Origin of the sequence: Streptomyces sp. G45 (assembly GCF_049542095.1) — a bacterium.
Taxonomy (GTDB): Bacteria; Actinomycetota; Actinomycetes; order Streptomycetales; family Streptomycetaceae; genus Streptomyces.
This window is the reverse complement of the sequence record NZ_JBMUZU010000001.1, coordinates 7005715-7025391: the sequence shown is the minus strand read 5'-3', so window position 1 is coordinate 7025391 and position 19677 is coordinate 7005715. Positions and strand designations below refer to the sequence as shown.

Sequence of the window (19677 nt, the reverse complement as noted above, 5' to 3'; positions counted from 1 at the left end):
GGAGGGCCGCCGGGCCCCCTGGTCACGGGACGGCCCACGCTCTCTAGACTCTCCCGTCATGGGAACTGAGTCCGTCGTCCAAGCCGAGGGCCTGGTCAAGCGGTACGGGACAAAGACCGCGGTGGACGGCCTCGACCTGCGGGTCCTCGCGGGCACCGTCACCGCCGTCCTCGGCCCGAACGGCGCCGGCAAGACCACCACCATCGAGATCTGCGAGGGCTACCGCACACCCGACGCCGGATCCGTCCGCGTCCTCGGCCTCGACCCCGTGGCGCGGGGCGCCGAGCTGCGGCCGCGCATCGGCGTGATGCTCCAGTCCGGCGGCGTCTACTCCGGCGCGCGCGCCGACGAGATGCTGCGCCACGTCGCCAAGCTGCACGCCCACCCGCTCGACGTCGACGCCCTCATCGACCGCCTCGGCCTCGGCTACTGCGGCCGCACCGCCTACCGCCGCCTCTCCGGCGGCCAGCAGCAGCGCCTCGCCCTGGCCATGGCGGTCGTCGGCCGTCCCGAGCTGGTCTTCCTCGACGAGCCCACCGCGGGCCTCGACCCGCAGGCCCGCCGCGCCACCTGGGACCTCGTCCGCGACCTGCGCGCCGACGGCGTCTGTGTGATCCTCACCACCCACCACATGGACGAGGCCGAGGAGCTGGCCGACGACGTCGCCATCATCGACGCGGGCAAGGTCATCGCCCAGGGCAGCCCCGAGGAGCTGTGCCGCGGCGGCGCCGAGAACACCCTGCGCTTCACCGGCCGCCCCGGGCTCGACGTCGGCTCCCTGCTCAAGGCGCTGCCGCCGGACTCCGCCGCCGCCGAGATCACCCCCGGCGCCTACCGCGTCAGCGGCACCGTCGACCCGCAGCTGCTGGCCACCGTCACCTCCTGGTGCGCCCAGCACGGCGTCATGCCGGACCGGATCTCCGTCGAACGGCACACCCTGGAGGACGTCTTCCTGGAGCTCACGGGCAAGGAGCTGCGGTCGTGACCAGCACCCCCACCAGTACGCCGGGCACCTACAGCCCGAAGCCGGGCGCCGCCCCGCTGCGCCGCATGATCGCCGCGCAGGCCGCCCTGGAGACCAGGATGCTGCTGCGCAACGGCGAGCAGCTGCTGCTCACCGTCGTGATCCCCACACTGCTGCTCGTGCTGTTCAGCGCCGTGGACATCGTCGACACCGGCGAGGGGAAGGCCGTGGACTTCCTGGCCCCCGGCGTCCTCGCGCTCGCCGTGCTGTCCACCGCGTTCACCGGGCAGGCCATCGCCACCGGCTTCGAGCGGCGCTACGGCGTGCTCAAACGGCTCGGGGCGTCCCCGCTGCCGCGCTGGGGCCTGATGACCGCGAAGACCCTGTCGGTCCTGGTCACCGAGGTGCTCCAGATCGCCCTCCTGACCGCCATCGCGTTCGCGCTCGGCTGGTCCCCGCACGGCAACCCGCTCGCGGTGCTGCTGCTCCTGGTCCTCGGCACGGCCGCGTTCTCCGGGCTCGGCCTGCTGATGGCGGGCACCCTGAAGGCGGAGGCGACCCTGGCCGCCGCGAACCTGGTCTTCCTGCTCCTGCTCGTCGGCGGCGGCGTCATCGTGCCGCTCGACAAGTTCCCCGGCGCCGTCGCCTCCGCGCTCGCCCTGCTGCCGATCTCGGCCCTCTCCGACGGCCTGCGGGACGTGCTCCGGGACGGCGCGGCGATGCCGTGGGGCGACCTCGGGATCCTCGCGGTGTGGGCGGTGCTCGGGCTGGGGGCGGCGGCGCGGTTCTTCCGCTGGGAGTGACCGGCCGGGGCGCCGACGGGGAGTATCCGGAGTACGCCGACTGGGAGTATCCGGAGTAACCGGCGTCACAGAAGCACCGGATACGTCCCCCTCGTGAAGCCGTGCACAAGCGGCCCCCTACGATGGGGCCTGTGCCAAAAGTGACCCGAGCCGACGCCGCCCAGTTCGTGCGCAACCCGCTCGCCTTCATCGCGGAACGCTGGACTCCGACCGAACGGACCGTCCGGCGCGCGGCGCTCTCCTCGCTCGTGATGACGGTGGTGATCGTGGTCACCGGCGGCGCCGTCCGCCTCACGGGCTCCGGCCTCGGCTGCCCGACCTGGCCCAAGTGCACCGACGAGTCCCTCACCGCGACCAGCGAGATGGGCTTCCACGGAGTCGTCGAGTTCGGCAACCGCATGCTGACGTACGTGCTGTGCGCCGCCGTCGGCTGGGCCATCATCGCCGCGCGCGCCCAGAAGCCGTGGCGGCGGAGCCTGACCCGCTACGGCTGGGCCCAGTTCTGGCTGGTCATGGGGAACGCGGTGCTGGGCGGCATCGTCGTCCTCGTCGGCCTGAACCCGTACACCGTGGCGGCGCACTTCCTGCTCTCCACCGCCCTGATCGCGGTCGCCACGGCGATGTGGCAGCGCACCCGCGAGGGCGACGCCCAGCCGCGTCCGCTCGTCGGCAAGGCGGTCGCGCAGCTGGTGTGGGTCCTGACCTCCGTCACCGTGCTGCTGATCGCGGTCGGCACGGTCGTGACCGGCGCCGGACCGCACGCGGGCGACTCCAGTGACGTACCGCGCATGAACGTCGGCGCCGTCGGCCTGGACTGGGAGGGCGTGACCAAGCTGCACGCCGTCCTGGCGTGGGTCGTGGTGACGCTGGCCTTCGCCCTGTGGTTCGTCCTCAAGGCCGTGGACGCCCCGCGCGGCCCGCTGGCCCGCACCCGGGACCTGTTCCTGATCCTGCTCGCCCAGGGCGTCGTCGGCTACGTCCAGTACTTCACGGACCTGCCGGAGGTCCTGGTGGCCACGCACATGCTGGGCTCGTGCCTGGTGTGGATCGGCACCCTGCGCGTGCTGCTGTCGCTGCGGGAGCGGCCGACGGCGACGGCGGAGCTGCCGACGCAGGTGGACGACTCCCGGCTCTCCCCGGTCTGACCCCGGGGCCCCTCTGGTCCACCCTTCCGGCCCGCCCCTCCGGTCCGCCCCTCTGATCCGCCCCTCCGGTCCCGTCCGGCTTACGCGTCCCCCAGCCCGTACACCCGCCGCGCGTTCCCCGCCGCGATCATCCCCGCGACCCGCTGCGCGTCCGTCAGCGACCACGCCCCCTCGGCCACCCACGTCCCGAGCACCCGGCCCAGGGCCTCCCGGAACAGCTGGGCCCCGACCACGTGCAGCTCGGGCAGGCCGTGGGCGCCGCTGGAGAAGAGCAGCTTGCCGAACGGGGCCAGCTCCAGGATCTCGGCGAGGACGGCGGCGGCCCGGGCCCCGGTGCGCGCGAGGGCGGGCCCCACGTCCGCGTACACGTGCGGAAAGGACCCCGCGAGCTGGGCCGCCGTGCGGTGGTGGGGATAGCCGTGCAGCAGCACCAGGTCCGTGCCGAGGCCCGCCGTGGCGCGGGCGAAGCCGCCGAAGGCGCACCGCGGGTCGGCGGAGCCGGTGTGCAGTTGCAGAGGCAGCCCCGAGGCGACGGCGATCCACAGCAGGTGCCGCAGCAGCAGCGGGTCGGCCAGCTCGCCGCCGACCGGCCGCCGGGCCAGCCAGCGGCCCGCGGCGCCGCGCACCTCCCCGGGCCCCGGCGGCTCGGCCGGGAGCGCCCCGCCGTGTCGCACCCCCGCGAGCGAGGTGAACGCGACGGCCGTGGCCGCGGCCCCGTGCACGGACTCGGCGAGGTTGGCGAGGAAGGAGTCGACGGTGCCGGAGGTGTCGGCGACCTGCTCGGCCAGCAGTTCCAGGCGGACGATCTCGCGGGCCTCCGCGTCGCCGGTGCTGGCCAGCTCGCCGGGCCCGGTCAGGTCCCCGGGCAGGCCGGTGTCGACGAGGTACGTCGTGATGCCGCTGCCGCGCAGCAGGCGCCGCCCGGCCGCCAGGACGCCGAGTTCGCGACGCCGTGCCAGATAGCGGGCGGGCGGGCAGTGCGCTTCGAGCCCCAGCAGCGGCGGGCACCAGCGGCGCACCGCGAAGCCGGTCTGCGTGTCGAAGAAGGTGGTGCCGGGCGCGGGCGGGCCCTCGCCCCGGCCAAGGTGGGCCTCGAACGTGCCGAGGCCCAGCTCCGTGCGCAGGATGCCGTGGCAGTGCTGGTCCACCAGGGACGGCGTTTCGATCATCCTGGCTCCCATGGGTGGACCGCGCTTCCACGGTCCCTAACGGGTGACCCCGGCGTCAGGTGTTGCTCGCCTTGTCACTCCGTGCCCACCCCGGGCGGGAGTCAGTCGTTCTTCGGGCCGCCGATCTGGATGCCCGCCATGCGCGTCCACTCGTACCGCCCGGTCCTGACCTTCGCGGCGAGGTCGCCGTCGAACGCCTCGTGGACGGTGATGCCCGCCTTGCCGACGGCGCCCAGGGCGATCGCGTGGGTCGGCGCGACCAGGTCGCCCCAGGCGCCGTCCTCGCCGACGAGGACGATCCGGGAGCCCTTCTGCCCGAGGTACGCGACCTGTCCCTCGGCGCCGCCGTGGGCGCGCGCGAACGCGGTGATCTCCTTGGCCAGCCTGGCCGCCTTGCGCTCGGCGCGCGCGGTGTCCCTGGCCGTGTCCTTCGCCGTGTCCATGGCCGTGTCCGTGGCCGTCTGCCCGTCGGACGCGGCCGTCTCGGGGGTGCCCTGCTCCGTGTCTGCCATGGCACAGGATGCTACCGACGGGTAGATCGTTCGGCGACGCCAGGGCCGAGTGGTCTCGGCCACGGTCGTGCCGCGCACCGCGCGGGAGTTCCGTCCTCGGGCACCGCGTGGTAGGACGAGGCATGCCCGGTCTGCTGGTCGGCGAGGCCCTGCGGTCCGCGGCCCGCGCCGCCCCGCGCCGCGCGGCCGTGGTGCTCGGGGCGCGTGCGCTCACCTTCGCGGAGCTGGACGCCGCCGCCGACCGGGCCGTCGGCGGGCTCGCGGCGCGGGGCGTCCGGCGCGGCGACCGGGTCGTGTGCGTGGCCGGGGCCTCGCTCGACGCCCTGGCCCTGTTCGCCGGGGCGGCGCGGGCCGGGGCGGTGCTCGTGCCCCTGCCCCCGCAGGCGGCGGTCGCCCCGGTCGTGCGCGCGGCGCGACCGCGGCTGCTGGTGACGGAAGCGGAGCCGGTGGGGAGCGCGAGCGGTCCCGGGTGCGTCACGTCGTACTCTCCGAACTGGCCGCCGCACCGGCGGAGCCGCCGCGGCAGCCGCCGGAGGAGCGCGACCCGCATCTCGTGCTCTACACCGGCGGCGAAGACCCGCGCGGCGTCGTCCTGGCGCACCGCGCGAGCGTGCTGCGCGCCCACCCCGGATCCCGCCCCGAGCCGCGCGGCGCGCTGGTGTGCGGGTTCCCGCCGGGGCACTGGGCCCGGTGGACGGCGGTGCTGCGGCAGTGGCGGTCCCGGGGAACCGTGGTGCTGCCCGAGCACCCCGACCCGTGGGCGCTCTGCGCGGCGGTGCGGGAGCACCGCGCGGAGCGGCTGGTGTGCGGGCCCGCGACGTGGCAGGGCGTCCTGGACGCGGCGCCGCACCACCTGGCCACCCTGCGCCTCGCCGACGTCGAGACGGCGGGGCCCGCGGTGCCGCCGCGGCTCCTCGAAGCGGTGCGCACCGCGACCCCGTGCGCCCGCGTCCGGGCCTTCCTCAGCACCCCCGAGGCGGGCGACATCGCCGCCCTCGACCACGCCGACGCCCGCTCCCTGCCGGGCACCTGCGGCAGGCCCGCCCCGGACGTGGACGTCCGCCTCGCGCACGGCAAGCTGTGGGTGCGCGGCCCGGCGCTCTTCGACGGCTACTTCCGGGACAAGCGGGCCACGGACGCGGTGCTGCGCGACGGCTGGTTCCGCACGGGGCGCGCGGCCCGCCTGGACGAGGACGGCTACCTGTATCTCACGGACCGCTGAACGGCGTACCGCACCGGGGCCCGAGCACAGGACGAGGCCCCGCCGCCCGGTGGGCGACGGGGCCTGACCATTTTGTTGACGGTGGGGCTAGCGCAGGAAGGGGTCCACCGCGACCGCCACGAACAGCAGCGACACATACGTGATCGACCAGTGGAAGAGGCGCATCTCCTTGAGCTTGGCGCCCGTCGCCTCGGCCTTCGCGCGGTTCTGCAGCGCGTGCGCCTCCCACAGCCACCAGCCGCCCGCCGCGAGGGCGACCGCGGTGTAGAACCAGCCGGTGTAGCCCAGCGGGGTCAGCAGCAGCGACACCAGGACCATGACCCAGCTGTAGACGACGATCTGCCGGGCGACGACCTTGTTCGAGGCGATGACGGGCAGCATCGGCACGCCCACGCGCGCGTAGTCCTCCTTGACCTTCATGGACAGCGGCCAGTAGTGCGGCGGCGTCCAGAAGAACATCACCAGGAAGAGGATGACCGGCGCCCACGACATGGAGTTGGTGACCGAGGACCAGCCGATGAGGACGGGCAGGCAGCCCGCGATGCCGCCCCACACGATGTTCTGCGAGGTGCGGCGCTTGAGGATCATCGTGTACACGACGACGTAGAAGAGCAGCGCGCCCAGGGACAGCCAGGCCGACAGCCAGTTGACGGTCAGGCCGAACAGGAGCGTGGAGATCACCGCGAGCGAGATGCCGAAGACCAGGCACTCGCGCGGGCTGACCATGCCGGTGACCAGGGGGCGCTGCGAGGTGCGCTCCATCAGGGCGTCGATGTCGCGGTCGTACCACATGTTGAGCGCGTTGGCGCCGCCCGCGGAGAGATAGCCGCCCAGGCAGGTGAGCAGCACCAGCTTCAGGTCGGGCACGCCCTGCTCGGCGAGGAACATCACCGGCACGGTCGTGATCAGCAGCAGCTCGATGATCCGCGGCTTGGTCAGCGCCACGAACGCCTTGACCCGGGCCCCGAACGGCCGGTGGCTCGGGCTCTGGCTCGTCCCGAGTAGCCCCGCTGGACGGGATTCAACGGCCGTCACGCACACCCCTGACAGAGACATCCCAGCAAGCCCACGTCGGACCTTCAGACATGAAGTTCCGGTAAAGGCTCGCGCGTACCACGCCACTTTAGACGTTGCCCATACCTCGCCCTTCGCGGGGGTGGGTTCGTGTTGGGCGGCCAGACGAGGGGTGTTGCGCGGGCGCCCCGGGCGGCCACCCCGGGGACCCGCACACGCGTTCGCCGGTCGGCGCGGATGGCGACCAGATGAGCAGCTCCTCATTCACATGGTGAATGCGGTATGACCCGTTCAGGAGGCGGATCGCGACGGGTCCCGGCAGTCTGGAATGACTCGAAAAGACGCACGTTCTTACAGGGGTAGGCTCGACAGCGGCCGGAGCGATTTCCACGCCGCCGGCATTCGACATGTGGAGAGGAGCCCTGACCCAGGGTGAGCACCAAGCCGACCACCACAGACCTTGAGTGGACCGATCTGGACCAGCGAGCGGTCGACACCGCCCGTGTCCTGGCCATGGATTCCGTACAGAAGGTCGGCAACGGCCATCCGGGTACGGCCATGAGCCTGGCGCCCGCCGCCTACACCCTCTTCCAGAAGGTGATGCGGCACGACCCGGCGGACGCCGACTGGACCGGCAGGGACCGGTTCGTCCTCTCCGCGGGCCACTCCTCCCTGACTCTTTACATCCAGCTCTACCTCGCCGGTTTCGGCCTGGAGCTGGACGACCTGAAATCGTTCCGCACCTGGGGTTCGAAGACCCCCGGTCACCCGGAGTACGGCCACACGGTCGGCGTCGAGACGACGACGGGCCCGCTCGGGCAGGGCGTCGCCAACGCCGTGGGCATGGCGATGGCCGCCCGCTACGAGCGCGGCCTGTTCGACCCGGACACCGCCGCGGGCGAGTCGCCGTTCGACCACTACGTCTACGCGATCGCCGGTGACGGCTGCCTCCAGGAGGGCATCTCCGCCGAGGCGTCGTCGATGGCCGGGCACCAGAAGCTCGGCAACCTGATCCTGCTGTGGGACGACAACCACATCTCGATCGAGGGCGACACCGAGACCGCGATCTCCGAGGACACGGTCAAGCGGTACGAGGCCTACGGCTGGCATGTGCAGCGCGTCGAGCCGAAGGAGAACGGCGACCTCGACCCGCACGCCCTGTACGAGGCGATCCAGCGGGCCAAGGCCGTCACGGACAAGCCGTCGTTCATCGCGATGCGCTCGATCATCGCCTGGCCCGCGCCGAACGCGCAGAACACCGAGGCCGCGCACGGCTCGGCGCTCGGCGACGAGGAGGTCGCGGCCACCAAGCGCGTCCTCGGCTTCGACCCGGAGCGGACCTTCGAGGTCTCCGACGAGGTCATCGCGCACACCCGCCGGGCCCTGGACCGCGGTGCCCAGGCCAAGGCCGAGTGGGAGAAGGGCTTCGCCGCCTGGCGCACCTCGCAGCCGGAGCGCGCCGCCGAGTTCGACCGGATCGCCGCCGGTGAGCTGCCCGCGGGCTGGGAGGAGAAGCTCCCGGTCTTCGAGGCGGGCAAGGGCGTCGCCACGCGCGCCGCGTCCGGCAAGGTCCTCCAGGCCCTCGGCGCGGTGATCCCCGAGCTGTGGGGCGGCTCCGCCGACCTCGCGGGCTCGAACAACACCACGATCGACAAGACGTCGTCGTTCCTCCCCGCGGGCAACCCGCTGCCGGAGGCGAGCCCCTACGGCCGCACGATCCACTTCGGCATCCGCGAGCACTCCATGGCCGCGGAGATGAACGGCATCGCCCTGCACGGCAACACCCGTGTCTACGGCGGCACCTTCCTGGTGTTCTCCGACTACATGCGCAACGCCGTGCGCCTGTCCGCCCTGATGCACCTGCCGGTGACGTACGTGTGGACGCACGACTCCATCGGCCTCGGCGAGGACGGCCCCACCCACCAGCCGGTCGAGCACCTGGCCTCGCTGCGCGCCATCCCGGGCCTGAACGTGGTCCGCCCGGCCGACGCCAACGAGACCGCGGTCGCCTGGCGCGAGATCCTCAAGCGCTGGACGAAGGAGTTCGGCAAGGGCGCCCCGCACGGCCTGGCGCTGACCCGCCAGGGCGTGCCGACGTACGACCGCGAGGTCACCGAGGGCGCGGCCAGGGGCGGCTACGTGCTGTTCGACGCCGAGGGCGGCGAGCCGCGGGTCATCCTCATCGGCACCGGCTCCGAGGTGCAGCTCGCCGTCGAGGCGCGCGAGCAGCTCCAGGCGGCGGGCGTGCCGACGCGGGTCGTGTCGATGCCGTCGGTCGAGTGGTTCGAGGAGCAGGACCAGGGGTACCGCGACAGCGTGCTGCCGCCGTCCGTCAAGGCCCGCGTGGCCGTCGAGGCGGGCATCGGCCTGACCTGGCACAGGTACGTCGGTGACGCGGGCCGCATCGTGTCCCTGGAGCACTTCGGCGCCTCCGCGGACGGCAAGGTCCTGTTCCGCGAGTTCGGCTTCACCGCCGACGCGGTGGCCGCCGCGGCGCGGGAATCCCTCGAAGCCGCTCAGCGCTGACGCCCGTATACGACTAGTAGGAGATGTAATTCCATGACAGACGCAGTCAAGCGCCTCTCCGACGAAGGCGTCGCGATCTGGCTGGACGACCTGTCGCGCAAGCGGATCACGTCCGGCAACCTGGCCGAGCTGATCGACCAGCAGCACGTCGTGGGCGTCACGACCAATCCGTCGATCTTCCAGAAGGCCATCTCGTCCGGCGACGGCTACGAGCAGCAGCTCGCCGACCTCGCCGCGCGCAAGGTCACGGTCGAAGAGGCCATCCGCATGATCACGACGGCGGACGTCCGCGACGCCGCCGACATCCTGCGCCCGGTCTTCGACGCCACCGACGGCCAGGACGGCCGCGTGTCCATCGAGGTCGACCCGCGCCTGGCGCACAACACGGCGGCCACGATCGCCGAGGCCAAGCAGCTGGCGTGGCTGGTGGACCGGCCGAACACGCTCATCAAGATCCCCGCGACCAAGGCGGGCCTCCCGGCGATCACCGAGGTCATCGGCCTCGGCATCAGCGTCAACGTCACGCTGATCTTCTCCCTGGAGCGCTACCGCGAGGTCATGGCCGCCTACCTGGCGGGCCTGGAGAAGGCCAAGGAGCGCGGCCTGGACCTGTCGAAGATCCACTCGGTGGCGTCGTTCTTCGTGTCCCGCGTGGACACCGAGATCGACAAGCGCATCGACGCCCTCGGCACCGACGAGGCCAAGGCCCAGCGCGGCAAGGCCGCCCTCGCCAACGCCCGCCTGGCCTACCAGGCGTACGAGGAGGTGTTCGGCTCCGCCGACAAGTCGACCCAGCCCTCCGACCGCTGGGCCGCCCTGGACAAGGCGCACGCCAACAAGCAGCGCCCCCTGTGGGCCTCGACGGGCGTGAAGGACAAGGCGTACAAGGACACGCTGTACGTCGACGAGCTGGTCGCCCCGGGCACGGTCAACACGATGCCGGAGGCCACCCTGGAGGCCACCGCCGACCACGGTCAGATCACCGGCAACACCATCGCCGGGACCTACGACCAGGCGCGCGCCGACATCGAGGCCGTGGAGAAGCTCGGCATCGGCTACGACGACGTCGTGCAGCTCCTGGAGGACGAGGGCGTCGAGAAGTTCGAGGCGTCCTGGAACGACCTGCTGAAGTCAACCGAGGCGGAGCTGAAGCGCCTCGCTCCCTCGGAAGGCTGACCCACTGTGTCGAGCAGCAATCCGCTGCGTGACGCCGCGGACCGACGGCTCCCGCGCATCGCGGGGCCGTCGGGCCTGGTCATCTTCGGCGTCACGGGCGACCTGTCCCGCAAGAAGCTGATGCCCGCCGTCTACGACCTGGCCAACCGCGGCCTGCTCCCGCCGGGCTTCTCCCTCATCGGGTTCGCCCGCCGCGAGTGGCAGGACGAGGACTTCGCGCAGGAGGTGCACGACGCCGTCAAGGAGCACGCGCGCACGCCCTTCCGCGAGGAGGTCTGGCAGCAGCTCATCCAGGGCATGCGCTTCGTCCAGGGCAACTTCGACGACGACGCGGCCTTCGAGCAGCTCAAGGCCACCATCCAGGAGCTGGACAAGGCGCAGGGCACGGGCGGCAACTTCGCCTTCTACCTGTCGGTGCCGCCGAAGTTCTTCCCGCAGGTCGTGCAGCAGCTCAAGAAGCACGGCCTGGCGGACGCCCCGGACGGGTCCTGGCGCCGCGCGGTCATCGAGAAGCCCTTCGGCCACGACCTGAAGTCGGCCGAGGAGCTGAACGCGATCGTCCACGAGGTCTTCTCGCCGGACCAGGTCTTCCGCATCGACCACTACCTGGGCAAGGAGACGGTCCAGAACATCCTGGCCCTCCGCTTCGCCAACCAGATGTTCGAGCCGATCTGGAACCGGTCGTACGTCGACCACGTGCAGATCACCATGGCCGAGGACATCGGCATCGGCGGCCGCGCCGGGTACTACGACGGCATCGGCGCCGCCCGTGACGTCATCCAGAACCACCTCCTCCAGCTCATGGCCCTGACCGCCATGGAGGAGCCCGCCTCCTTTGACGCGGACGCGCTCGTCGCGGAGAAGGCCAAGGTGCTCGGCGCCGTGCGCCTCCCGAAGGACCTGGGCCGCGACACGGTGCGCGGGCAGTACTCCGCCGGGTGGCAGGGCGGCGAGAAGGCCGTCGGCTACCTCCAGGAAGACGGCATCGACCCGAAGTCCAAGACCGACACCTACGCCGCGATCAAGCTGGAGGTGGACAACCGCCGCTGGGCGGGCGTCCCCTTCTACCTGCGCACCGGCAAGCGCCTCGGCCGCCGCGTCACGGAGATCGCGGTCGTCTTCCAGCGCGCCCCGCACTCCCCCTTCGACCACACGGCGACGGAGGAGCTGGGCCAGAACGCGATCGTCATCCGCGTCCAGCCGGACGAGGGCGTCACGGTCCGCTTCGGCTCGAAGGTGCCGGGCACGTCCATGGAGATCCGGGACGTGTCGATGGACTTCGCGTACGGCGAGTCCTTCACCGAGTCCAGCCCGGAGGCGTACGAGCGCCTGATCCTGGACGTGCTGCTCGGCGACGCCAACCTGTTCCCGCGTACGGAGGAGGTCGAGCTGTCCTGGAAGATCCTCGACCCGATCGAGGAGTACTGGGACGCCAACGGCACGCCCGCGCAGTACCCGGCCGGAACGTGGGGCCCGGTCGAGGCGGACGAAATGCTCGCACGAGACGGACGGAGCTGGCGTCGGCCATGAAGATCGACCTTACGGACACCACGGCCAGCAAGATCAACAAGGCGCTCGTGCAGGGCCGCCGCGCGATCGGCACCCCGGCCGTCGGCATGGTCCTCACTCTCGTCATCGTCACCGACGAGGAGAACGCGTACGACGCCCTGAAGGCGGCCAGCGAGGCCTCGCGCGAGCACCCCTCGCGCACCCTCGTCGTCATCAAGCGCGTCTCGCGCTCGCCCCGCGACCGTACGCAGTCGCGCCTCGACGCCGAGGTGCGGGTGGGCGCGGACGCGGGCACCGGCGAAACGGTCATCCTGCGGCTGTACGGCGAGGTCCTCAACCACGCCCAGTCGGTGGTCCTGCCGCTGCTGCTCCCGGACGCCCCGGTCGTCGCCTGGTGGCCGGTCAACGCGCCGCTCGACCCGGTGGGCGACCCGCTGGGCGCGCTCGCCCAGCGCCGGGTCACGGACACCTACGCCGCCGAGCAGCCGGTGCACGAGCTGACGGCCCGCGCCGAGTCCTACCACCCCGGTGACACCGACCTGTCCTGGACCCGGATCACGCCGTGGCGCTCCATGCTCGCGGCCGCCCTGGACCAGGTCACCTGCGAGGTCACCGCCGCGGAGGTGGAGGGCGAGGAGTTCAACCCGAGCGTCGAGCTGCTCGCGATGTGGCTGGCCGACCGGCTTTCGGTCCCGGTCAAGCGCACGCTGTCGGCGGGCCCCGGCCTGACCGGCGTCCGCATGGACACCAACTGCGGCCCGATCGTGCTCGACCGCGCGGACGGCTCGCTCGCCACGCTCTCCATCCAGGGCCAGCCGGACCGCGCGGTGGCGCTCAAGCGCCGCGAGACGTCCGAGCTGATCGCGGAGGAGCTGCGGCGCCTCGACCCGGACGACACGTACGCGTCGGCGCTGAAGTTCGGCGTGGACCGGCTGGGCGAGACGGCGCGGACGACGGTGCCGTCGGCCGCATCGGAGTCCTCGGCGGCATCGGAGTCCTCGGCAGCTTCCGGGGCGGAAGGCGCGGCCGGATCCGACGACTCCGACGACTCCGACGGCTCCGACGGCTCCGGGGCGAAGAAGGGGCGTCCGCGAAGGGCGCGTCCTCCGCGAAGAAGGCCCCGGCGAAGAAGGCGGCCGCCAAGTGAGCACGGCTCCCCAGCTCGTCGTCCACCGCGACAAGGAGCTGATGGCGCAGGCCGCCGCGGCCCGCCTGATCACGAAGATCGTCGACGCCCAGGCGGCCCGCGGCTCCGCCTCCGTGGTCCTCACCGGCGGCCGCAACGGCAACGGCCTGCTCGCGGCGCTGAGTGCGGCGCCCGCGCGCGACGCCGTGGACTGGTCGCGGCTCGACCTGTGGTGGGGCGACGAGCGGTTCCTGCCGGAGGGCGACCCCGAGCGGAACTACACCCAGGCCCGCGAGGCGCTCCTCGACGCGGTGCCGCTCGACCCGGCGCGGGTGCATCCGATGCCCGCGTCGGACGGCCCGCACGCGGTGGGCGCCGACGGGGACGGCGCGGACGCCGCGGCGGCGGCGTACGCGGCGGAGCTGGCCGCGGCGGCCGGTCCCGAGGACCATGGGCCGGTACCGACGTTCGACGTCCTGATGCTGGGCGTCGGCCCGGACACGCACGTCGCGTCGCTGTTCCCGGAGCTGCCCGCGGTGCGCGAGACCGAGCGCACGGTGGTCGGCGTGCACGGCGCGCCGAAGCCGCCGCCCACGCGGATCTCGCTGACCCTCCCGGCGATCCGCGCGGCCCGCGAGGTGTGGCTGCTCGCGGCGGGCGAGGACAAGGCGAAGGCCGCGGCGATCGCCCTGTCGGGCGCGGGCGAGATCCAGGCCCCGGCCGCGGGCGCGTACGGCCGCTCCCGCACCCTGTGGCTCCTGGACGCGGCGGCGGCGTCCCAGCTGCCCCGGGACCTGTATCCCCCGGCGTCGCCGTGACGCGCTGAGCCGCCGACTGAACGCCCTCGGGCCCCGGACCACCTCTGGTCCGGGGCCCGACGGCGTCGTGCGCTCAGAAGACGTCACAGCTGGCGGTGGCGAGCACACCGCTGGCGGTGGCCGTACGCGTGGTCCCGTCGACCGTGGCCGCGCAGCGGACCGTACCGCCGGAGGTCCCCGTGGTGACGGCGAGCAATCCGCCCTTGACGAAGCCCTTCGTCCTCAGTTCCTTGCGCCACGGCGGGTCGACATCCGTCACTTGGTGCTGCGACAGGCTGCCATCGCTGTAGGTCGCGTACGTGATCGTGACGTCCTTGGCCCTGGCGTCACCGGTCACCTCGTAGGTGATCGTGACCTCGCGCTTCGACTCCTCGTCGATCTCGCGGCCGATGCCCACGACGAGCGCCACGCAGCCGCCCGCGCACAGCACGAACACCGCGAGCAGCGCCCACGGCCACACGCGGCGCTGCCGCCGCCCGCGGGACGGCGGAGCCGACCACCCCCGCTGACCTGGTCCGTGCCCGGGGCCCTGCCCCCGCTCGCCCCACCCCTGGCCCCACCCCTGGGGGCCGTCCGGCGGCGGGGGTGCGGGAGGCAGTGGCATACCCGCCATGCTTCCGCGGCCCCCGGCGGCCCACCACCCGGGCGGGCCACCGCGCCGCCCGTCCGGGTGATCCGGCCCGCTGCCCCGCCGGGCCCGGCGGGGCAGCGGGCCGTCCGGCCCCCGGGTGCTCCGCCGGTCAGGCGGAGGCGGCGGCTCAACGGCCGCGCAGCTCCCGGTACTTGGCGACCAGGGCCGTCGTCGACGCGTCCAGGCCCGGGACGTCCGCGCCTTCGGTGAGGGCGGGCTCGACGCGCTTGGCGAGGACCTTGCCCAGCTCGACGCCCCACTGGTCGAAGGAGTCGATGTTCCAGACGGCGCCCTGCACGAACACCTTGTGCTCGTACAGCGCGATGAGCTGGCCGAGGACCGACGGGGTCAGCTCGCGCGCGAGGATCGTCGTCGTCGGGTGGTTGCCCCGGAACGTCTTGTGCGGGACCAGTTCCTCCGGCACGCCCTCCGCGCGCACCTCGTCCGGCGTCTTGCCGAAGGCGAGGGCCTGGGTCTGGGCGAAGAAGTTGGCCATCAGCAGGTCGTGCTGGGCGACCAGGCCCGGCCTGAGGTCCGCGACCGGCTCGGCGAAGCCGATGAAGTCGGCCGGGATGACCTTCGTGCCCTGGTGGATGAGCTGGTAGTAGGCGTGCTGCCCGTTCGTCCCCGGGGTGCCCCACACGATCGGGCCCGTCTGCCACTCGACGGGGTTGCCGTCCCGGTCCACGGACTTGCCGTTGGACTCCATGTCCAGCTGCTGGAGGTAGGCCGTGAACTTGGACAGGTAGTGCGAGTACGGCAGGACCGCGTGGGACTGCGCGTCGTGGAAGCCGCCGTACCAGACGCCGAGCAGGCCGAGCAGCAGCGGCGCGTTGGCCTCGGCGGGCGCCGTGCGGAAGTGCTCGTCGACCAGGTGGAAGCCGTCCAGCATCTCCCGGAAGCGGTCCGGGCCGATGGCGATCATCAGGGAGAGGCCGATCGCCGAGTCGTACGAGTAGCGGCCGCCGACCCAGTCCCAGAACTCGAACATATTGGCCGTGTCGATGCCGAAGTCGGCGACCTTCTCGGCGTTGGTCGACAGGGCCACGAAGTGCCGGGCGACCGCGCTCTGGTCGGCGCGCAGCTCGGTGAGCAGCCAGTCGCGCGCGGACGTGGCGTTGGTGATCGTCTCGATCGTGGTGAACGTCTTGGAGGCGATGATGAACAGCGTCTCCGCCGCGTCCAGGTCCCGCACCGCCTCGTGCAGGTCGGCGCCGTCCACGTTGGAGACGAAACGGACCGTCAGGTCCCGGTCGGTGAACGAGCGCAGCACCTCGTACGCCATCGCCGGGCCGAGGTCGGAGCCGCCGATGCCGACGTTCACCACGTTCTTGATGCGCTTGCCCGTGTGGCCGGTCCAGGCGCCGGAGCGGACCTGGTCGGCGAAGGCGGACATCTTGTCGAGCACGGCGTGCACCCCCGGCACCACGTTCTCGCCGTCGACCTCGATGACGGCGTCGCGCGGGGCGCGCAGCGCGGTGTGCAGGACCGCCCGGTCCTCCGTGGTGTTGATCTTCTCGCCGCGGAACATGGCGTCCCGCAGCCCGAAGACGTCCGTGGCCCTGGCGAGGTCCCGCAGCAGCGCGAGGGTCTCGTCGGTCACCAGGTGCTTGGAGTAGTCGAGGTAGAGGTCGCCGACCTGGAGGGTGTACGTGGTGCCGCGCGCGGGGTCGGCGTCGAACAGCTCCCGCAGCCGCACCTCCCCGAGCTGCTCCCGGTGCTTGGCCAGGGCCGCCCATTCGGCCGTCTGATTCAGCTTGGTTCGGCTATCTGCGTTCATCTCGGAGTTCATCTCGGACTTCAGCCTTCTCTCGTACAACCTGTGTACCGCGCGTACGCCCCGCTGCCTTTCCCAACCTAATTGATCAGCGCGTGGTTTGAGGCGTCTGTCCGCTGTGGGCCGACTTCAGGGCAGGGGTCAGCGCGAGGACCGAGAGCGTGAACAGGGCGGCCGCGAGCAGCATCGGCGTGTTCGGCCCCCACAGGGCGGCCACGGCCCCGCCGAGCACCGCGCCGAGCGGCGCCCCGGCGATCGCCATGGTCCGGAACGCCGCGCTGATGCGCCCCAGCATGGCGGCGGGCGCGCGCTCCTGCATCAGGGTGTGGGTGTTCACGTTCCACAGCATCCCCATGGCGCCGAACAGCGTCATGCTCACCACCAGGGCCACGCCGCTGCGGACCGTGCCCATCGCCACGAGCGCGGCGGTCTGGGCCGTTCCGGCGAGGAGGATGCCACGCACCCGCCCGAGCCGCCGCGCGAGCCGTCCGGCGACCGCCCCGCCCGCGAGGCTCCCGGCCGCGTACGCGGTCGTGGTGGCCGCGTAGGTGCCGGGGCCCGCGTCGAGCCAGCCGGTGACGAGGACGACGAGCGTGGCGATGAGGGCCCCTATGCCGACGTTGCCCACGGCGGTGGACGCGCACAGGCAGCGCAGCACCCGGTCCCGCCACAGCGCCCGCAGCCCGCCCGCGATGTCGGAGCGCAGGGTGACGCCGCCGGATCTGGGCGGGTGCCCGGGCGCGGGCACCCTCAGCGAGGCCACGAGGGCGGCGCCCGCCAGATACGTCGCCGCGTCGATCCCGTACGGCAGGGCCGGTGCCGCCGCTATCAGGAAGGGCACCACGGGGGCCGCGAGGATGCCGCTGGCGAGCTGCTGCGCGGTCAGCAGCCGGGCGTTGGCGCTGCCCAGGGCGTCCCGGGGCACGAGGGCGGGCAGCAGGGCCGTGGCCGCGTTGTCGAACAGGGTCTGGAAGGTGGTGAGCACCAGGGCCAGCGCAATCAGCAGGCCGATCGAGGCGTGCCCGAACGCCACGGCGAGGGCGAAGGCCGCGACGAGCAGGCCCCGCGCCACGTCCACCCGCCACATGGCCCGCCGCTGGTCCACCCGGTCGGCGATGGCCCCGCCGAGCAGCCCGAAGACGAGCCACGGCAGATAGCCGCAGGCGCTCACGGACGCTATGAGCAGCGGATCGTCGGTGAGCGAGGCGGCGAGCAGCGGCAGCGCGGCCTTGCGCAGCCCGTCGCCGAAGCTGGAGAGCACCACGGCGCCCCACAGCCGCCCGAACCCCCCGCGCCAGGCGACGCTCCGCGCGCCCTTCACTCCGGCCTCAGCCGTGTCCGAAGCTGTCACAACTCCCCCCGCCAGCCGCGCCGTTCACGATCTTCCACGTCCTCTGGGAGAACCGTAGACGGCACCACTGACAATCGCCCGGAGACCGGCCTCGACCTGGCTGCTCTTCGGGGGGCGCGCCACGGGGGCGTCACGGGGGGCGTACGGGTCCGGCCGGGCACCTGTCGGTACCCGGCCGGTCCTCAACTCCTAGATCTCGCCCCGCAGTTTGGCCAGCGCCTCGGCGAGGATGGCCTCGCCGTCCGCGTCGCTGCGCCGCTCCCGTACGTACGCCAGGTGCGTCTTGTACGGCTCGGTGCGCGGCGGGTCCGGCGGGTTGTCCCGGTCCTGTCCGGCCGGGAAGCCGCAGCGCGGGCAGTCCCAGGTGTCGGGAACCTGCGCGTCGCTGGCGAAGCTGGGCTGCGTCTCGTGCCCGTTCGAGCACCAGAAGGAGATGCGCAGTCGCGGCGCGGACTCGCCGCGCTCGGCCTCGCCCATCGGCCCCGCCCCGACCCGGCTGCCACGGATCGCGTTGCCACTTGCCACGGTCGTAACTCCCTGCGTGATGGTGCTGCCTGTGTCGAACGGCGGCTGCGCCGCGGGGTCGACTGTCGGCTCCGCTGAGGGCGCCTCAGTCTACGTAAGGCCCAACGCGCGTCCAGTGTTGGGAGTTACACCCCACCCCGACACGCAAGCCCCATGATAAGCCGCGCGCGCGGGCGCGTACGGAACATGGGGCCATGAGTGGGACTTCGGGGCGGGGCGGCCGTCGCGGGGCAAGCGGCCCGCGGCTGCCGCCCGTTGTCTCAGTTGTTCACCTTCATGAGGATGCCGAGCACGACAATGCAGGCGAACCAGAGCAGACCGACCACGACGGTGATGCGGTCGAGGTTGCGCTCGGCCACCGAGGAACCACCGACAGACGACTGCATTCCGCCACCGAACATGTCGGAAAGGCCGCCGCCCTTGCCCTTGTGCATCAGCACCAGCAGCATCAGCAGCAGGCTGAAGACGATCAGGGCGATCGAGAACCCCATAACCACGGCTGGACCAACTTCCTCGGATCTGAATCGACGACGGGGGCCCGGTGTCAGGCCACCCGGCCCCCGCAAGGGTACGACGTATCTCCGCTACCGCATACTCACTGCTCGCGGAGGCACGGTCACTGCTCGGCGAAGCGCACGATCTTGACGAATTCGTCGGCGTCCAGGGACGCGCCGCCCACGAGGGCGCCGTCGATGTCGGGCTTCTCCATGATCTCGGCGACATTGCCGGACTTCACGGAGCCGCCGTACTGGATGCGGACCTGGTCGGCCACGTCCTGCGTGTACAGCTCGGCGAGCTTGGCGCGGATGGCGGCGCAGACCTCCTGCGCGTCGTCGGCGCCGCACACCTTGCCGGTGCCGATGGCCCAGACGGGCTCGTACGCGATCACGATCTGCTCGGCCTGCTCGGCCGGGACGTCCTTGAGGCCGCCCTCGACCTGGGCGAGGGTGTGCGCGACGGCGTTGCCCGCCTCGCGGACCTCCAGCTCCTCGCCGACGCAGAGGATCGGCGTGATGCCGTGCTTGAAGGCCGCCTTGACCTTGGCGTTGCACAGCTCGTCGCTCTCGCCGTGGTACTGGCGGCGCTCGGAGTGGCCGACGGCCACGTACGAGCACTTCAGCTTGGCGAGCATCGGGCCGGAGATCTCGCCGGTGTACGCGCCGGAGTCGTGCGCGGAGATGTCCTGGGAACCGTACTTGATCTTGAGCTTGTCGCCGTCGACCAGGGTCTGCACGGAGCGCAGGTCGGTGAACGGCGGCAGGACGGCGACCTCGACGGCCTCGTAGTCCTTGTCGGCCAGCGCGAAGGCGAGCTTCTGGACGTGCGCGATGGCCTCGAGGTGGTTGAGGTTCATCTTCCAGTTGCCCGCCATCAGCGGCGTGCGGGTGTTCTGATTCGTCATGAGGGGG

17 protein-coding genes and 2 pseudogenes are annotated in these 19677 nt (G+C 72.3%); 10 read left to right on the top strand and 9 right to left on the bottom strand.

Going from position 1 to position 19677, the window contains the following annotated elements:
* The first annotated feature begins 58 nt into the window (after positions 1–58).
* The 3 genes from ACOBQU_RS29725 (at position 59) to ACOBQU_RS29715 (ending at position 2912) form a co-directional block, all read left to right on the top strand.
* Positions 59–985 carry an ABC transporter ATP-binding protein gene (locus tag ACOBQU_RS29725; protein ID WP_423631217.1) on the top strand — a complete coding sequence of 309 codons (927 nt, stop codon included), beginning with the start codon at positions 59–61 and terminating at the stop codon, positions 983–985.
* A gap of 65 nt (positions 986–1050) precedes the next feature.
* Entirely contained in the window at positions 1051–1767 is a 717-nt protein-coding gene (locus ACOBQU_RS29720) for an ABC transporter permease (protein ID WP_423634804.1), read from the top strand.
* A 122-nt stretch (positions 1768–1889) separates the two neighbouring features.
* Positions 1890–2912 carry a COX15/CtaA family protein gene (locus ACOBQU_RS29715; protein ID WP_423631215.1) on the top strand — a complete coding sequence of 341 codons (1023 nt, stop codon included), beginning with the start codon at positions 1890–1892 and terminating at the stop codon, positions 2910–2912.
* 80 nt (positions 2913–2992) lie between these two features.
* Here ACOBQU_RS29715 and ACOBQU_RS29710 read toward each other — a convergent pair whose 3' ends face one another.
* Together ACOBQU_RS29710 and ACOBQU_RS29705 are read right to left on the bottom strand one after the other, a co-directional pair.
* Positions 2993–4081: an amidohydrolase family protein gene (locus tag ACOBQU_RS29710; RefSeq protein WP_423631213.1), complete on the bottom strand. Its 1089-nt coding sequence runs from the start codon at positions 4079–4081 to the stop codon at positions 2993–2995.
* Between the two features lie 101 nt (positions 4082–4182).
* Positions 4183–4593 (bottom strand): hypothetical protein, encoded by a 411-nt coding sequence (locus ACOBQU_RS29705; RefSeq protein WP_423631211.1) that lies wholly within the window; start codon positions 4591–4593, stop codon positions 4183–4185.
* Positions 4594–4601: 8 nt separating this feature from the next.
* Between ACOBQU_RS29705 and ACOBQU_RS29700 the strand changes: the two are divergent.
* Positions 4602–5024, top strand: a pseudogene (locus ACOBQU_RS29700) (AMP-binding protein); the annotation flags it as partial.
* A gap of 38 nt (positions 5025–5062) precedes the next feature.
* On the top strand, positions 5063–5815 hold the full coding sequence (locus tag ACOBQU_RS29695; RefSeq protein ID WP_423631209.1) for an AMP-binding protein: 753 nt from the start codon (positions 5063–5065) through the stop codon (positions 5813–5815).
* Positions 5816–5902: 87 nt separating this feature from the next.
* Here ACOBQU_RS29695 and ACOBQU_RS29690 read toward each other — a convergent pair whose 3' ends face one another.
* Positions 5903–6871, bottom strand: coding sequence for a heme o synthase (locus tag ACOBQU_RS29690; RefSeq protein ID WP_423631207.1), 969 nt, complete (start codon positions 6869–6871; stop codon positions 5903–5905).
* Between the two features lie 390 nt (positions 6872–7261).
* On the opposite strand from ACOBQU_RS29690, the gene tkt reads away from it, so the two are divergent.
* From tkt to pgl, 5 genes and pseudogenes are all read left to right on the top strand, one after another.
* Complete coding sequence (tkt, locus tag ACOBQU_RS29685) at positions 7262–9355, top strand: transketolase (RefSeq protein WP_423631205.1); 2094 nt, start codon at positions 7262–7264, stop codon at positions 9353–9355.
* A 33-nt stretch (positions 9356–9388) separates the two neighbouring features.
* Positions 9389–10531, top strand: a complete 1143-nt coding sequence (gene tal / locus ACOBQU_RS29680; RefSeq protein WP_423631203.1) for a transaldolase — start codon at positions 9389–9391, stop codon at positions 10529–10531.
* A 6-nt stretch (positions 10532–10537) separates the two neighbouring features.
* Entirely contained in the window at positions 10538–12061 is a 1524-nt protein-coding gene (gene zwf, locus ACOBQU_RS29675) for a glucose-6-phosphate dehydrogenase (RefSeq protein ID WP_423631201.1), read from the top strand.
* Positions 12058–12978: pseudogene (gene opcA / locus ACOBQU_RS29670) on the top strand (glucose-6-phosphate dehydrogenase assembly protein OpcA); the annotation flags it as partial. The gene zwf and the pseudogene opcA, both read left to right, overlap by 4 nt.
* A 250-nt stretch (positions 12979–13228) precedes the next feature.
* On the top strand, positions 13229–13984 hold the full coding sequence (gene pgl / locus ACOBQU_RS29665) for a 6-phosphogluconolactonase (protein WP_423634802.1): 756 nt from the start codon (positions 13229–13231) through the stop codon (positions 13982–13984).
* 73 nt (positions 13985–14057) lie between these two features.
* Here the strand turns inward: pgl and ACOBQU_RS29660 are convergent, their stop codons facing one another.
* From ACOBQU_RS29660 to tpiA, 6 genes are all read right to left on the bottom strand, one after another.
* Positions 14058–14588, bottom strand: a complete 531-nt coding sequence (locus tag ACOBQU_RS29660; RefSeq protein WP_423631199.1) for a hypothetical protein — start codon at positions 14586–14588, stop codon at positions 14058–14060.
* Between the two features lie 154 nt (positions 14589–14742).
* Complete coding sequence (gene pgi, locus ACOBQU_RS29655; protein WP_423631197.1) at positions 14743–16395, bottom strand: glucose-6-phosphate isomerase; 1653 nt, start codon at positions 16393–16395, stop codon at positions 14743–14745.
* A gap of 85 nt (positions 16396–16480) precedes the next feature.
* Positions 16481–17743, bottom strand: coding sequence for an MFS transporter (locus tag ACOBQU_RS29650; RefSeq protein WP_423631195.1), 1263 nt, complete (start codon positions 17741–17743; stop codon positions 16481–16483).
* Between the two features lie 189 nt (positions 17744–17932).
* The gene (locus ACOBQU_RS29645; RefSeq protein WP_003957010.1) at positions 17933–18268 is read right to left on the bottom strand and encodes an RNA polymerase-binding protein RbpA; all 336 of its coding nucleotides are present in this window, start codon (positions 18266–18268) and stop codon (positions 17933–17935) included.
* A 260-nt stretch (positions 18269–18528) separates the two neighbouring features.
* Complete coding sequence (gene secG, locus ACOBQU_RS29640) at positions 18529–18759, bottom strand: preprotein translocase subunit SecG (RefSeq protein ID WP_009300451.1); 231 nt, start codon at positions 18757–18759, stop codon at positions 18529–18531.
* A 125-nt stretch (positions 18760–18884) separates the two neighbouring features.
* Positions 18885–19670, bottom strand: coding sequence for a triose-phosphate isomerase (gene tpiA / locus ACOBQU_RS29635; RefSeq protein ID WP_423631193.1), 786 nt, complete (start codon positions 19668–19670; stop codon positions 18885–18887).
* Between the last annotated feature and the right edge of the window lie 7 nt (positions 19671–19677).

Excerpts from the sequence above, each read along its gene's own strand:
- ACOBQU_RS29725 (WP_423631217.1), top strand. The coding sequence starts at position 59 with ATGGGAACTGAGTCCGTCGTCCAAGCCGAGGGCCTGGTCAAGCGGTAC.
- ACOBQU_RS29720 (WP_423634804.1), top strand. The coding sequence starts at position 1,051 with ATGATCGCCGCGCAGGCCGCCCTGGAGACCAGGATGCTGCTGCGCAAC.
- ACOBQU_RS29715 (WP_423631215.1), top strand. The coding sequence starts at position 1,890 with ATGGGGCCTGTGCCAAAAGTGACCCGAGCCGACGCCGCCCAGTTCGTG.
- ACOBQU_RS29710 (WP_423631213.1), bottom strand. The coding sequence starts at position 4,081 with ATGATCGAAACGCCGTCCCTGGTGGACCAGCACTGCCACGGCATCCTG.
- ACOBQU_RS29705 (WP_423631211.1), bottom strand. The coding sequence starts at position 4,593 with ATGGCAGACACGGAGCAGGGCACCCCCGAGACGGCCGCGTCCGACGGG.
- ACOBQU_RS29690 (WP_423631207.1), bottom strand. The coding sequence starts at position 6,871 with ATGTCTCTGTCAGGGGTGTGCGTGACGGCCGTTGAATCCCGTCCAGCG.
- tal (WP_423631203.1), top strand. The coding sequence starts at position 9,389 with ATGACAGACGCAGTCAAGCGCCTCTCCGACGAAGGCGTCGCGATCTGG.
- pgl (WP_423634802.1), top strand. The coding sequence starts at position 13,229 with ATGGCGCAGGCCGCCGCGGCCCGCCTGATCACGAAGATCGTCGACGCC.
- ACOBQU_RS29660 (WP_423631199.1), bottom strand. The coding sequence starts at position 14,588 with ATGCCACTGCCTCCCGCACCCCCGCCGCCGGACGGCCCCCAGGGGTGG.
- pgi (WP_423631197.1), bottom strand. The coding sequence starts at position 16,395 with ATGAACGCAGATAGCCGAACCAAGCTGAATCAGACGGCCGAATGGGCG.
- secG (WP_009300451.1), bottom strand. The coding sequence starts at position 18,759 with ATGGGGTTCTCGATCGCCCTGATCGTCTTCAGCCTGCTGCTGATGCTG.
- tpiA (WP_423631193.1), bottom strand. The coding sequence starts at position 19,670 with ATGACGAATCAGAACACCCGCACGCCGCTGATGGCGGGCAACTGGAAG.